The organism is Methanosarcina subterranea (genome assembly GCF_055385895.1).
Window position 1 is genome coordinate 3818239 of record NZ_AP042426.1, and the last position, 14360, is coordinate 3832598.

Consider the following 14360-nt stretch of genomic DNA (forward strand, 5'->3'; position numbering starts at 1 on the left):
TCAGATCGCCCTCTCTGAATTTAATAGCCAGGAGCATGAAAGACCCAATATACCCTCCTCATATCCAGTTGGAATTACGGAGAATGAATATTGCTTATCCTTATGATCTAATGGAACGTAGTCTTTGGATTGTACCAAGTCTACTGTCATTAAAAACTTCCCTGTTTGTAGAGGTATTTTTTCAATTAGCAGATCTATATAGCCACTTCCCAGAATACTATTAATCGGATAGTTTTTAAGGTAGGTATTTGTTCCAAAAAGATGCTTACCTCTTTCGGAATACAGCGCAATACCAAATACAGGGTCCTCTACAAGCTCCTTTGAATTGTAAAAAATACGTACTTTCATTGGGTCAAGGGAATTAAAGTTAGTATTTGCATGGTCAAATTTATCATAAAAACTTACATCAACGATCTCTGCTATTTTTCCAGAAATCTGGCGGCAAGTAAGCCCATCTTTACCATCTTGTAATTTGTTTTCGTTTGATTCAGGTTCGTTACTATCCGAAGGAGAAGTTTCCACTTTTGAATAAACATATCTATCTATCACTTCAGTTGGATCTCCTATTGCAACCTGCCTTCCTTTATTTAAGAGTAAAACCTTATCACAAAACCTTCTTACCGCCCCAAGATCGTGGGAAACAAAGATTATTGTAATTCCTTTTTTCCGGTACTCATTCAAGACATCCAGGCACTTCTGCTGGAACTCCATATCTCCTACAGCCAGTACTTCGTCCATCAAGAGAATTTCCGGATTGGTTTGAATTGCTGTTGAAAAGGCAAGCCTTACCTGCATGCCCGATGAAAAATTTTTGAGTTTCGTATCCCTGAAATTCTTAAGTCCTGCGAACTCAAGAATATCATCCAGTTTATCATTGATTTCTCTTTTTTGCATGCCCATTATAGTCGCATAGATTTTTATGTTCTCTGAAGCCGTGAGGTCCGGCTGGAAGCCAACTCCAAGTTCGAGGAAGGGAGTGAGTTTTTTTAGGGCAGTAACACTCCCTAATGACGGACGTAAGATATTTGCAATAATTTTTAATAGAGTGCTCTTTCCACTTCCGTTCTCTCCAATAATCCCAAGAGCTTCCCCCTCTTCAACTGTAAAATTAATGTCTCTAAGTGCATGGAACGTTTCGTATGTAGGAGGCTTGAAAACCCCAGTTAAAGTTTCAAATATAGTGGTTCTTTTTTGATGGGGTATGCGAAATGTTTTATGCAAGTGTTCAACCTTAATTGCAGTCATCAGATTTCCTCCGCAAATCTGGGTTCTAATCTGGAAAAAATAATGTATCCAACAAGAAGGAAAACTATTGATGAAAGAAACATAAATAAAAGATCCTCTATTTTCGCTGGAGACGAATAGATAATAGTATCTCTTGCAGAAATAATAATCCGTGCAATTGGATTCAATAAGATAAATCCCTGTAGATTTTTAGGAAATACGTCAAGTGTGTATAGTATAGGAGTTGCAAAATATCCAACCTGCAAAAGAACCTGCCAGATAAACTGTACATCCCTGTAAAATACATTCAATGCGGAAAGAGCCAGGGAGAGACCAAATGAAATAATAAAAAGGAAAAACAGAATAAATGGCACGTATACCAGGTTAATGGAAATTGGTACTCTGAAAAATACCATAAATATTATGAATATCAAAGACTCGAAGATGCTCATAAGCAAAGCTGTAATGCATGAGGAAACAACAAAAATATCACGCGGAAAGTAAATTTTCTTAACGATACTCGCTCTTCCTACTATGGAAAACATTCCGATAGTGGTAGCTCTGCTCAAAAAACCCCATAAAATAATTCCAAGAAGCAAGAATAGCTGGTAGTGCTCCACCTGAACCCTCATTAAATTTGAGAAAATAACATACAGAACTATGAGCATAAGCATGGGCTCCAGAAGTGACCAGAAATAACCCAGTATAGAATTTTTATATCTCAATTTAAACTCGCTCCATGCCAGTTGCCAGATAAGATTCCGGTAGTCATACATCTCTTTAATGTGCTTAACGATCATTATTTACCACATTTTTTATCTTTTCACTAAAAATCGAAAGATCAAAGCGTTTTGCCTGCTCAAGACAGGCATCCCTATAATTTTCGGGTTCACAGGATATGAATTTGACAGCTTCTATAACGCTGGGAACGTCTGCATTTATAAGAAGACCCGTTTTTTCGGTTACTGTCTCTTTAAATCCGCCCTCATTCACAGCCACAACAGGTTTTCCACTTGCCATGGCTTCCACAGGCGTCATCCCGAAGTCCTCGTCCATAGCAGTGCAGATAAAACCTTTACAGCGAGAGTAGAGGTCAAGCAGCTCTATCTCAGAGACTTCCCCAAGTACTTTTACATTATCCGGCAGATTGTTAATGACATTTTTTGCATAACTTTTTGCATGGTCTCCTTTTGAGTATCCTCCTACAATAAGAAGTTTTTCTTCGGGCATTTCCCTGAAGGCTTCTATCTGGAGCTCAACTCTTTTTTCAGGATAGAGGCGATTTACCGAAAGCCAAAAATCTCCATATTCTTTACAGGTGAATTTTGCAGTCTCAACCGGAGGATAGATAACCTCAGCGTTCCTGTGGAGATATTTTTTGATCCTCTGTAACGTATTCTTCGAGTTAGTTGCAATCTTACAGACGTGGGAAAGGTAATATTCGGAAACCGGTCTGTGAAGTCTGACCCATATTCTGAAGAAAACGGAAACAAAAAATGACTGCCTCATCAGAAAGGTATCGTAAAGATCGTAGAAGGCCCTCGTAGGAGTATGGCAGTAATACAAATTTGGTTTATGTTTTTTTGCAGCGAAATACGCCCAGTTCCCGGAAAAAATAAAGAAATCATACTTTTTTGAGAAATCACACGTTGCAAAGAGGAAAGATGCTGAAATCTGCTTCAAAGGAGGCACCTTTGAAGTCTTACCAAGACTTATGATGTGTATATCGGAATAGCCCATCTTTTTTATGGATTCAATATTTAAGTCCGTAGTGATAACATCGGCATTAAAATATTTTGCGAGCATCAAAACCAGTTTTTCTCCACCGCCAATAGCTCCGAAGTAGTCGTGAAAGATAGCTGTTTTCATGTTTATTCTCATTTTTTTAAATTATTTCACGTTAGATTTAAATTGTGATTTATATGTGTTTCGAAGCGATTTTTAATTTGAATAAAAATTCAGTTATCTGCTGCAGCATATATTCAAGCTTGATACTTGTTTCCCCTAAACGAACTTTTTTTACCATATCAGATCATCAGTTATAGCCTGAATAAAGGATCTAACAATAAAAAGCTGAATACATTCGTTTTAATTTCACGCAGTAGAAACAATTTAACAGAAAGCTAGCAAAAATAGGAAGCTAGCAAAAACATGGTATACAATTAGTTTATATATTAAGAAGTTATGCTTTTTGCAAATAGAGCTACGTTTTTAAGAATAATGAATGTCCTATTTCCTGCAGGATAAGAATTGGGAGCAAAATAAGGTGATTCCTTGACAAAGGTCGCACTGATCACAGGCATAACAGGCCAGGATGGCACGTATATTTCAAAACTTTTATTAGATAAGGGATATGTAGTGCATGGGATAAAGAGAGAATCTTCTACTGCCAGAACAGAAGATAAAGGTGGTGCGCAGAAAAACATAAATCTTCACTTTCATTTCTGCGACATAACCGATTACTCAAAGCTTATAAGAATTATCAAAGAGGTCCGCCCGGATGAAATATATAATCTGGCGGCTCAAAGCAATGTACAGGTCTCTTTTGACCGACCAGAATATACAGCAGAAATTAACGCACTCGGCACCCTGCGCCTCCTTGAAGCCATACGCACCCTTGGACTGGAAAAGAAAACAAGGTTTTTTCAGGCTTCCACGGGGGATTTATTCGGAAATTCACTGGAAATCCCGCAAAATGAAAGTACTCCTTTCTACCCGCGAAACCCTTATGCAGTGTCCAAATTGTATGCTTACTGGATTGCAATAAACTATCGTGAAGCTTATGATATGTTTGTCTGCAATGGTATCCTGTTTAACCATGAATCCCCAATAAGACCCGAAAATTTTGTTACGAGAAAAATTACCAAGGCTGCAGTTAGAATAAAAAAAGGACTTCAAGAGAAACTGTACCTTGGAAATCTGAATGCAAAAAGAGACTGGGGGTTTGCAGGGGATTACGTTGAAGCTATGTGGCTCATGTTACAACAGGATGAACCGGATGATTATGTAATTGCAACAGGTGAAACACATTCAGTACAGGATATGGTGGAATTTGCATTCAGAGAGGTTGGGCTTGAGATCGAATGGGAAGGAGAAGGGCTTGAGAAAAAAGGGAGAAACGCTGCAACAGGTGAGATCCTGATAGAAGTGGACCCCCAGTTCTATAGGCCTCTTGAATCAAGCTTATTAGTTGGAAACCCTTCAAAAGCCAGAGAAAAACTTGGATGGATGCCAGTAGTAAATTTTGAAGAACTGGTTAAAATGATGGTCAAAAACGACCTGAAATTTGTAGAAAGTTAAAATATTTGTTTGAAATTGCGTGGTAAAAATGTCTAAGGTCGCATTACTTACAGGTGTAACCGGGCAGGATGGAGCATACCTTGCCGAACTTCTGTTAAACAAAGGATATACTGTGCATGGAATGCATAGAAGATCGTCTCTAAGCAATACAGGACGTATAGATCATCTCCTGCAAGATCCGCATCAAAAAGGCTCCAAATTTTTTATGCATTACGGAGACCTGACCGATTCAGCAAATGTTATCAAACTTATTAAGGACATAGAACCTGATGAAATTTACAACCTTGGCGCCCAAAGTCATGTCCAGGTTTCTTTTGAGATCCCGGAATACACTGCAAATTCGGATGGAATTGGAGCCCTTCGTATCTTGGAGGCAATAAGAATTCTTGGGCTGGAAGACAAATCTAAGTTCTATCAGGCATCAACCAGCGAATTATTCGGGAAAGTACGTGAAGTTCCCCAAAAAGAAACTACTCCCTTCTACCCGCGAAGTCCCTATTCAATAGCTAAACTGTATGCTTACTGGATTGCCATAAATTATCGTGAAGCTTATGGTATGTTTGCCTGTAACGGCATCCTGTTTAATCATGAATCTCCTTTGAGAGGAGAAACTTTCGTCACCAGGAAGATTACAATAGCTGTGTCAAAGATTAAAAAAGGCCTTCAGGATAAACTCTATCTTGGAAACCTCAATGCCAAACGTGACTGGGGATTTGCAGGAGACTATGTTGAAGCTATGTGGCTCATGCTGCAGCAGGATAAACCCGAGGATTACGTTGTAGCAACGGGGGAAACTCACTCCGTTAGAGAATTTACTGAACTTGCATTCAGAGAAGCAGGTATCGACATAAAATGGGAAGGAGAGGGAATTAACGAGATAGGCAGGGATGCTGACAGCGGAAAAGTAATTGTGGAAGTTGATCCGATGTTTTACAGACCGACTGAAGTGGACCTCTTAATAGGGGACCCTTCCAAAGCCAGGGAAAGACTTGGCTGGAAAACAAAGGTCAGTTTTGAAGAACTGGTAAGAATGATGGTAAAAAGTGATATGAGATAACTACCCCTGGAGTGGGGTAGAAAATCCTTTTTACTAAAAAAGCTTGATTTCTAAGATTGGGACTAAAATTTATAATTACTTAAAAATTGAACGTGAGTGATATGGAGAAGTCAGAAAAATCCTGTCAAAACGAAAACGCACGAAAAAAAATTTCAAAAAATATTTTCGTGCTTGGAGCTGCTCTCTTAGCCGGCTTCATCATGCGCATGCTCTCCTATGCTTCACTTACTGCAGACGGAGGCATAACCTTCACGGGATATGATGAATTTTATCATATGCGGCGCATTCTTTATACAGCCTCTAATTTTCCCCATTCTCTTAACTTTGATACCTATCTCAACTATCCCTATGGTTTTGAGATCGGCTGGCCGCCATTCTTTGACCTGTTAGGTGCCCTGCTTGCAATAATTATGGGAGGGGCGCGGCCTGATACGCATATTGTTGAATTTGCCGGAGCTCTTTTGCCCGTACTGCTCGGAGTCCTGACAATAATTCCGGTATATTTGATAGCGGCTTCAGTTTTTGACAGAAAAACAGGGCTTGTTGGAGCTTTTGCTTTTGCGGTTCTGCCTGCCCATGTATACGTATCCCGCTTTGGGGCAGTAGATCACCACGTAGCTGAAGTATTCCTTTCAACAATAGCCTATGCATTTTTCATACTTGCCTTAAAGCTGGCAGGAGAGAGAAGTATTTCGTTAAGTTCGCTCAAAAATATATCTTCAGACAGGAAACTCGTAAATCCTCTGCTTCTTGCAGCGGGTTCAGGGCTCTTTTTTTCGCTCCTTATCTTCACATGGGTAGGAGCTCCTGCCCTTATCGGCTTTGTTATCCTTTATGCATTGGTTCAGGCAACACTCGATCTTAAAGCAGGGAAAAAGTCAGATTACCTCTTCATCTGTTCGTCTGTAGCCCTGTTTGCAACACTTCTGTTTACTATCCCTCTCTCAGCAGGAGCAGCCCGTCAGGGGTTTGAAATGAGTGCAATGTATCTTTCCTGGTTCCAGGTGATCTATGTGCTGATCCTGCTCGCAGGAATATTTCTTCTATGGAGTTTTTCGGCATATGTCTCAAAGAAAGGAATGGACTGGAAGTACTATCCTGGCGTATTAATACTCATTTCCGTTTCGGGGTTTCTTTTCCTGCGGATATTTTCCGTCGAATACTACGCTTTCATTATCGAAGGACTTAGGTTCTTTTCGGGTAAAGGCGAATACATAAGCACAATTTCCGAAGCAGTCCCCCTGCTTCTGACCGCACAGGGAAAACTTACCTTCTCGGCAGTACTGGGAAGTTTCGGGCTTTCTTTCCTGGCTGCACTTGCAGGATTTTTCCTGCTTATCCTTGAGTTAAAAAGCGAAAAATCAAAACCAGAAGTGGTATTCTTCATTGTATGGACACTTTTTTATGCGTACCTTGCCCTTTCCCAGAGACGTTTTACTTATCTTTTTTCAGTTAATATCTCAATTCTTACTGCCTATCTCCTCTGGGTTCTGCTGGACTCGCTTGATTTCGAAACAGAAGTGAAAAAACTGGTAAAATCCGGAAAAGGAATGGAAAAAGGCCCGCGACCTGCCCTTCAAACAGGAAAGAAAACGCCATTAAAAACTAAATCAAAACCAAAAACCAGACACGGGACGGAATCAAAGATTAAGGTTGCCGAACCGGACTATTTTAAGCTTGTTTCAGGTATGGCACTGATAGGACTTGTCTTTGTACCCTCCTTATGGTTGGGTGCTGCTTTTGCAAAGGATGCAGTCTCAATTGACCCTGAATGGAAAGACTCCCTCGAATGGCTTGAGACTTCCACACCTGCAACCTCCTATTATCTTGAGCCTTCAGAAATCCCTGAATATGGAGTCCTTAGCTGGTGGGACTACGGAAACTGGATAGTATACGTGGGAAAGCGGCCTGCGGTTTCAAATAACTTCCAGACAGGCGTAGAAGATTCTGCACGCTTCTTTCTAACAGATTCCGAAAAGGAAGCAAAAACAATAATAGAAAAGCTCAATATAAGATATGTAATAACCGACACACTGATGACAGAAGGTAAATTCGGAGCTATTGCCAAAATATCAGGAAAAGAGATCGGTGACTATTACGAAGTCAAAACCGTGCAAGAAAATACAGGTCTCAAAACCGTTGCAACTCCCAAACAGACTCTTCTGCAGACTCAGATATATAAGCTTTACAAACTCGACGGGACATCCCTGGGGAATTTCAGGCTGGTTCATGAAAGTACTATAAATACCACAGATGGGAATAGCAGCGGAAACACTGTAAAGATATTCGAATACGTCAAGGGAGCCACTCTTTCAGGCACTGCAAGTCCTAACGAGACCGTGATGGCAACACTTGAGCTCAACTCAAATACAGGCAGGACATTCACATATCAGAAAGGGAGCGTGGCAGATGAGAAAGGTTCATTTGAAATAACCGTTCCCTATTCGACGGAAGACACAGGCGGAGTACATGCAATATCCACCTATTCGCTGACCACGGGAGAAAACTCAACCGTTTCAGGAATTCAGGTGGCTGAAAACGACATTTTAAACGGGAATAGAATTGAAACGAGCAATCCCTGACTGAAGCAGAAAATGTATAATAAAGCTTTCCGCTCCACCCGAGTTGTGCTGCCCGAATTGCGCCTCGCCCGAATTGCGCCTCGCCCGAATTGCGCCTCGCCCGAATTGCGCCTCGCCCGAATTGCGCCTCGGGAGTACGCGTCCTTTTCGCTACGCTGCTGCTGCGCTCAAGAGGACTATTAAAAGTCTGGCTGGCAGGCGGCTATAATCCTGTGCGGCGCAGGGGGAGAAAAATAGAAAAATTCCCTAATGGGAGGCCTCGGAATAGATTAACCAATTAATTGGGGTACAGTAAAAATAAGTAGAGAATAAAAAGGAATCTGAACAAAGGAATTCAAAAAGGAATTCAAAAAAAGAATTCAAAAAAAGAAATCTGAAAAGGTGGGGAAAGAGAAAATCCTTCTTTCTTTCTCTCATAGAAAGTTTAATAATGGCGTTTCTACCGAAAAGGTCTGCTTTTTCCGAAGGTTTACCTGCGAAGATTAGTCTCCTATACTTCCAGGTATTTCTCTTTTATTCTCCTGTACTTTCCACTCCGACGGCACTGAGGAACCTCTTGACAACTGCTTCGTTAACAAGCCTTAAGAGTGTCTGCCTGTCTTTTGTAGCGCTGAAAACTCCAAGGGGTATCTGGGCACCTGCTGCGTTTGCATGCCCTCCTGCATCTTCTCCGAAAGCCTGACGCATGATCTCTCCCAGGTTTACCCTTATATCAGTGCTACGGCCGGAGATATAGATTCGGTCCTCGGTGACCCCGAAGACAACGGTTGTGGAGATCCCTTCAAGACTCAGGAGGTAATCCGCAGCCTGAGGAAGAGTATCTCTATCGCGGATGTTCCCGACATTTGAGAGGAGGTAACTCCCGAGTACCTGCCGGTTTCGGATGGCTTCTCCGAGCACTTCGAGGGTCTCAATAGCCATTGCAGGTTGCTCTAGCTGGTCCAGGATCCCATGATTTGAAAGGGGATAGAGGTAGGAAGCAGCTGAGAGATCTGCGGGATCGGTTTTCCGCTTGAAGTCCTGCGTGTCAGTCCTGATCCCATAGAGCAGAGCCGTAGCGAGAGTCTTCGATATGTTGATATTTAGCTGCTGCAGGTACTTTGTCATGATAGTGGCTGTTGCCCCGAAGTTGGGCCGGATGTCTATATATTCAGCCTTTATCTCGGTTTCTCCGGGTGGGTGGTGGTCTATCACAATGCCCACATATGAGTTAAGAGGAACCATATTGTTAACGCCGGGGATTGAACAGTCTATCAGGGCAATTTCATCAAAGTCATTAGGGTCATGCTCTTCCATCTTGCTGAGATCTATTCCGAGAAGATTTACGAAAGCTTTGTTCTCCTGATGTCCGATCCTTCCGTGATAGAGGATATTTGCTTCAACTCCAAGGCTTTTTGCAATCTCTTTTAAAGCAAGCCCGCTGGATATTGCATCCGGGTCAGGGTTGTCATGGATTACAATAGCAAGTTTTTTATCCCTTATCCCTTTCAGCCATCTGGCAAGCCTGTTGCCTCTGTGAACTGATTCAGCCCTCTCAAGGGAGCGGGAAAGGGAACTTGCAACGAGCTTCGAGGGCATAAAGACGTAATCTGTTCCCAGATCTTCCATTTTTTCTTTACTGATAATATCAGAAGCGCGGGAAAAGATCTGGATATCCGGGTTTACTGCTTTTTTAAAGTTTTCAATTCCTTTCCTGTTAGCCTCATTATTGGAACTCAGGAAGAGTATTGCAACGACGTTTTTAAGGTCAACATTATTAATGAGTTCGGGATCAGAGATATCTCCGAGAATAGTTTCAAAGCCTTCTTCTCTGAGAGTCTCCACCTTGGCCTCGTCTTTATCCACTATGATTACAAGCTTATTGCTTTCCCTGAGCTCTTTTGCAAGTGCAAAACCAATACTACCGCTGCCCAGAATAAGGTACCTGGGTTTAACTGTGCTTTTAAGGTTGCTATCCGCATCTTTTGAAGAACTAGACAAAAATCGTCCTCCTGCTCTCATGTAAGTCCAGACATGTGCAAAGGAAAGCAAACATTTGATCAGATTCCTGCCTGCTTACAATTTTTTACTTTTCTCTCTATTCATATCACAATAAAGGAATAAGGTAAAAACATTACATTGTTAGACATAAGGCTATTTAAAATTATTTCAATACTAAATTCGATAAATAAAATAATTTAGTTTTATAATATAATTTAATTTTAGATTCACTTTCGTTTTTTCGTATTCATAACTTGAGTGCTGAATTTACCTGTTTTTCTCTGCTAACCTTAGTTATTAGTTACTCTTACTATACATTTGTTACTACTGCTGAAGTTACCTGCTATGGAAATAAACTTCACGGGTAGCGAACGAACTGGTCTTATATTCCTGAGTATAAGTCCGTCTCTACTCATAACCTGGTTTTGAAGAATTATCTGCTTTTCAGCGGTATACATGCTATATTAGAATGCAGCGTATATAGTAATAAGAATAGATTGTAGTAATAAGAATAAATTGAGAACAGATAAGTTTTCCTCAGTATGAGTTGCTTCAGTATAAAAACGGCAAGTAAGCTCAGGCCATAATACCTGAAAAAAATGTATGAGAAAAATATATGAGAAAAACAGCCGGAAAGATATCTGGAAGGCATTCCAGTTTTCGGTATACTGAGGATTCAAACTTACAATCAAAACTATGTAAAGGAATAGATAAAAAGACCTGCAGGCAACAGCATGAAATATATCAGTTCTTTTCGAATGAAGGCGATAGATACAAACTGTGCATATCTGGGACTGGCCCCGCTCCAGCTAATGGAAAATGCGGGCGCGTCTATTGCACAGAGTATAAAGGAAAAGCTTGGGAGCGGGAAGGTACTGTTTGTGGCAGGCAGGGGAAATAACGGAGGCGATGCTTTTGTTGCTGCCAGGCACCTTACAGGCATCCCCGGATACATTGTAAAAGTGATCCTGCTTGGAAAAGCCCGGGATATAGGGACTGAAGAAGCTTTTCATAACTTCTCTCTGTTGAGGTTCAGCAAGGTGCAGACATTTGAAGTAAGAGATTCAAGCCAGCTTGCAGCTTGTGAATGGTTTTCAGAAGCCGACCTGCTTGTGGATGCTATTTTCGGCACAGGTGTCAAAGGAAAAATAAAAGAGCCCGAATCAACTGCAATTGACCTTATAAACAGGGAAGGAAAAGCCGGAAAAACCATAATTGCCGTGGATATCCCGTCCGGGCTTGACCCTGATGGAGAAGATTTTGAAAAAGCTGTATATGCAGATCTTACGGTAACCTTCCACCGCATGAAAGCAGGGCTCCTGGGAGAGCAGGCTAAAGAGTATACAGGTACGGTAAGGATTGCAGAAATTGGGGTCTGCGCGGATGCGGAGCGTTATGTGGGTCCCGGTGACCTGCAGATGCTGCAGAAGAGGAAGCCTGAAGCGCACAAAGGAAATGCTGGAAGGATCCTTATAATAGGGGGAGGCCCTTACTCCGGAGCGCCTGCACTTGCAGCCCTTGCAGCCCTGAGGGCAGGGGCAGACCTGGTAACAACAGCAGTGCCTGAATCTGTAGCCGGAATAATAGCATCCTATTCCCCTGACATTATTGTCCGGAAACTCTCTTCAAATATACTCTGCCCTGAAGACCTGTCTATCCTGCCTGATCTAATCAATTCCCACGATGTGGTTGTAATTGGAATGGGACTTGGGAGAGCGGCAGAGACCCTTGAAGCTGTAAGAAAGATACTGCCCTTTTGCAGAAAAGCAGTCGTCGATGCCGATGCCCTTTCAGCTCTTTCAGGCACCCTCTTCGAGACCCTTGCAGGAAATTGTGAAATAATAGTGACCCCACATGCAGGAGAATTTTCGCGCTTAAGGGATATGGAAATTCCCGAAACCCATGAAGCTCGCGAAAGAGCTGTAAGAGATTTTTCGGAGGAAAAGGGTGTGGTGACAATCCTGAAGGGGAAGATAGACATTATTTCTGACGGGAAACAGACTATTCTGAACAGGACAGGAAACCCTGGCATGACCGTAGGAGGCACTGGAGACGTTCTGGCAGGCATTACAGGGTCTCTTTTTTCTAGAAACCCAACGTTCCTTGCCGCAGCCTGTGCAACCTTCATCAATGGGGCAGCCGGAGACCTGGCTTTCGAGAAATCAGGGAATGCGCTGCTTGCAACTGATGTAATTGAAAAAATTCCTGAAATAATCAAAGAGGCAGGAATAGGGTAAAAAATTAGAGTATAGAAAGCTGCTCTAAAAAGCGCAATCTGACAAGAAAAAAATATTCATATGAAACAATGTTCAGACAATACTCAAATAATACTCAAACATAACCATACCATATTCGAATAACAACCACTCAATGCCGGAATGTGAGGGAAAGAAATATGGTACATGATTTTGAGAGAAAAATAGATGTGGAAATCGAAAGGACAAGAATAAGAATTACGGTTTTTCATGGGGAAGATGAAGAAGTTATAAAACTCAATCTGGAAGAAGCCGAGGAACTTGCAGAAAAACTGCAACAGACGATTGAGGACTACTCGCAGCGCAAACAAATCAGGATTGACTGAACAGGAAAAAATTAAAAAACCGGAAATTCAGGGCAAAAAAACCAATTCAGGGCAAAAAAACCAATAAAAGACCGGAAGTCACAAACAAAATTAAAAGTTATATAGAGCTTAAAAATTATATAAATTCCAGACAGATACGAAAAACGCGGTGATTTTGTGGAGAGGTCGTTTACTCATATTGAAGCCGGTAGGGCAAAAATGGTCGATATAAGCGAAAAAAATAATGTTCCCAGGCTGGCAAGGGCTGCAGGAGAAATCGTACTTTCCGCAGAAACCATAGAGAAAATAAGGGCAGGAACCGTTGAGAAAGGAAATGTATTTTCAACTGCAAGAGTTGCAGCCGTGCTTGCTGTTAAGAAGACCCCGGAGACAATTCCATTGTGTCATCAGATTCCGATAACAGGGATAGATGTGGATTTAGAGGTAGGGGATGATGCGGTTTCTGCAGTTGTGGAGGTCCGTACTGTAGGGAAAACCGGAGTTGAAATGGAAGCTCTGACAGGGGTTTCGGTTGCGCTGCTTACTGTCTGGGATATGGTAAAATCTGCCGAAAAAGATGAAAGCGGAAATTACCCGCATACACAGATAAGAAACATCAGGGTACTTGAAAAGCTCAAAGGGCAAAGTTTCGAAGAGACAAAAGCCGAAAAAAGAAAGGTCCATTTAAAATAAGCTTTTTAAAGGATGGGATATATCAAGACGGCAAACTGAGGTATGTATCTTGAAGATTATAGGTGGACCAGCATCACAATTACTTGCCAGCCGCACGGCCAGGGCTCTAGGGACAGAGCCTGTACTCAGCGAGTTTAACCGCTTCCCTGACGGGGAACTTTACCTTAGAATCGCAGATGAAATAAAAAACGAAAAAGTAACTCTCATCCAGAGCACGCCAACAGATTCTGACTTTGTTGCTCTGCTCCAGCTTATCGATGCCTGTGAGGAGGCAGCTGAAATCAATGTTGTAATTCCTTACATGGGCTACGCGAGGCAGGACAAGAAATTCAAACCAGGAGAGCCCATAAGTGCCCGCGCTATTGCCCGCTGCATTAACGCTGACAGGGTCTTCACAATAAATATTCACGAAAAGAGTGTACTTGAACACTTCCCCTGCCCTGCCAGGAATCTTGACGCGGCAAACCTGATGGGCACATACATTGCAAGTTTCGGCCTCGAAAATCCCATGCTGGTTGCTCCCGACGAAGGGGCTCGGGTTCTTGTAAAGAATGTGGCTTCCGGATATGGTTTTGACCATGATCATCTTCAGAAAACAAGGCTAAGTGGAGATACCGTTGTGATCAAGACAAAAAACCTTGATGTAACCGGCAGGCATGTTGTCCTTGTGGATGATATGATTGCAACCGGCGGAACAATGGCCGAGTCAATCCGAATGCTTAAAGCACAGGGAGCAATTGATGTCCACCTTGCCTGTGTGCACCCTGTCCTTACAAGAAATGCAGCTTTAAGGCTGTTCAATGCAGGAGTAAAAGATATAATCGCAACCGACACTCTCGAGAAAGCTCAGAGTAAACTGAGTGTTGCCCCTCTTGTTGCAGAAGCACTTTCAGGTAATTCAACTTTGAGTTAAAAGACTATTAAAACCCATTTAAAAAAAACCGAATTACTTAAATTCTCGTAA

The 14360-nt window shown here is 41.9% G+C and carries 11 protein-coding genes; 7 read left to right on the forward strand and 4 right to left on the reverse strand.

Features of this window, described 5'->3' with window-relative positions:
* Genes ACZ5A8_RS16570 through ACZ5A8_RS16580 form a run of 3 tightly spaced genes read right to left on the reverse strand, consistent with a single transcriptional unit; the run spans position 1 to position 3093 of the window.
* Entirely contained in the window at positions 1-1245 is a 1245-nt protein-coding gene (locus ACZ5A8_RS16570; RefSeq protein ID WP_464530392.1) for an ABC transporter ATP-binding protein, read from the reverse strand.
* A complete protein-coding gene (locus tag ACZ5A8_RS16575; RefSeq protein WP_255680577.1) occupies positions 1245-2024 on the reverse strand; it encodes an ABC transporter permease in 780 nt (259 codons plus the stop codon). The genes ACZ5A8_RS16570 and ACZ5A8_RS16575 overlap by 1 nt, the downstream gene beginning before the upstream one ends.
* The gene (locus ACZ5A8_RS16580) at positions 2014-3093 is read right to left on the reverse strand and encodes a glycosyltransferase (protein WP_464530394.1); all 1080 of its coding nucleotides are present in this window, start codon (positions 3091-3093) and stop codon (positions 2014-2016) included. Before ACZ5A8_RS16580 ends, ACZ5A8_RS16575 begins: the two co-directional genes overlap by 11 nt.
* Positions 3094-3498: 405 nt before the next feature.
* On the opposite strand from ACZ5A8_RS16580, the gene gmd (ACZ5A8_RS16585) reads away from it, so the two are divergent.
* From gmd (ACZ5A8_RS16585) to ACZ5A8_RS16595, 3 genes are all read left to right on the forward strand, one after another.
* Positions 3499-4524, forward strand: a complete 1026-nt coding sequence (gmd, locus tag ACZ5A8_RS16585; protein WP_464530396.1) for a GDP-mannose 4,6-dehydratase — start codon at positions 3499-3501, stop codon at positions 4522-4524.
* Positions 4525-4552: 28 nt separating this feature from the next.
* Positions 4553-5581, forward strand: a complete 1029-nt coding sequence (gene gmd / locus ACZ5A8_RS16590) for a GDP-mannose 4,6-dehydratase (protein WP_464530398.1) — start codon at positions 4553-4555, stop codon at positions 5579-5581.
* A 101-nt stretch (positions 5582-5682) separates the two neighbouring features.
* Positions 5683-8163, forward strand: a complete 2481-nt coding sequence (locus ACZ5A8_RS16595; protein ID WP_464530399.1) for an oligosaccharyl transferase, archaeosortase A system-associated — start codon at positions 5683-5685, stop codon at positions 8161-8163.
* Positions 8164-8676: 513 nt separating this feature from the next.
* Here the strand turns inward: ACZ5A8_RS16595 and ACZ5A8_RS16600 are convergent.
* The gene (locus ACZ5A8_RS16600; RefSeq protein WP_464530401.1) at positions 8677-10143 is read right to left on the reverse strand and encodes a DHH family phosphoesterase; all 1467 of its coding nucleotides are present in this window, start codon (positions 10141-10143) and stop codon (positions 8677-8679) included.
* A 734-nt stretch (positions 10144-10877) separates the two neighbouring features.
* On the opposite strand from ACZ5A8_RS16600, the gene ACZ5A8_RS16605 reads away from it, so the two are divergent.
* From ACZ5A8_RS16605 to ACZ5A8_RS16620, 4 genes are all read left to right on the forward strand, one after another.
* Positions 10878-12380 carry an NAD(P)H-hydrate dehydratase gene (locus ACZ5A8_RS16605; RefSeq protein ID WP_464530402.1) on the forward strand — a complete coding sequence of 501 codons (1503 nt, stop codon included), beginning with the start codon at positions 10878-10880 and terminating at the stop codon, positions 12378-12380.
* Between the two features lie 158 nt (positions 12381-12538).
* The gene (locus ACZ5A8_RS16610; RefSeq protein ID WP_229391311.1) at positions 12539-12724 is read left to right on the forward strand and encodes a hypothetical protein; all 186 of its coding nucleotides are present in this window, start codon (positions 12539-12541) and stop codon (positions 12722-12724) included.
* A gap of 156 nt (positions 12725-12880) precedes the next feature.
* On the forward strand, positions 12881-13396 hold the full coding sequence (gene moaC, locus ACZ5A8_RS16615; protein WP_464530403.1) for a cyclic pyranopterin monophosphate synthase MoaC: 516 nt from the start codon (positions 12881-12883) through the stop codon (positions 13394-13396).
* Between the two features lie 49 nt (positions 13397-13445).
* Positions 13446-14309, forward strand: coding sequence for a ribose-phosphate diphosphokinase (locus tag ACZ5A8_RS16620; protein ID WP_464530405.1), 864 nt, complete (start codon positions 13446-13448; stop codon positions 14307-14309).
* Positions 14310-14360: the final 51 nt, after the last annotated feature.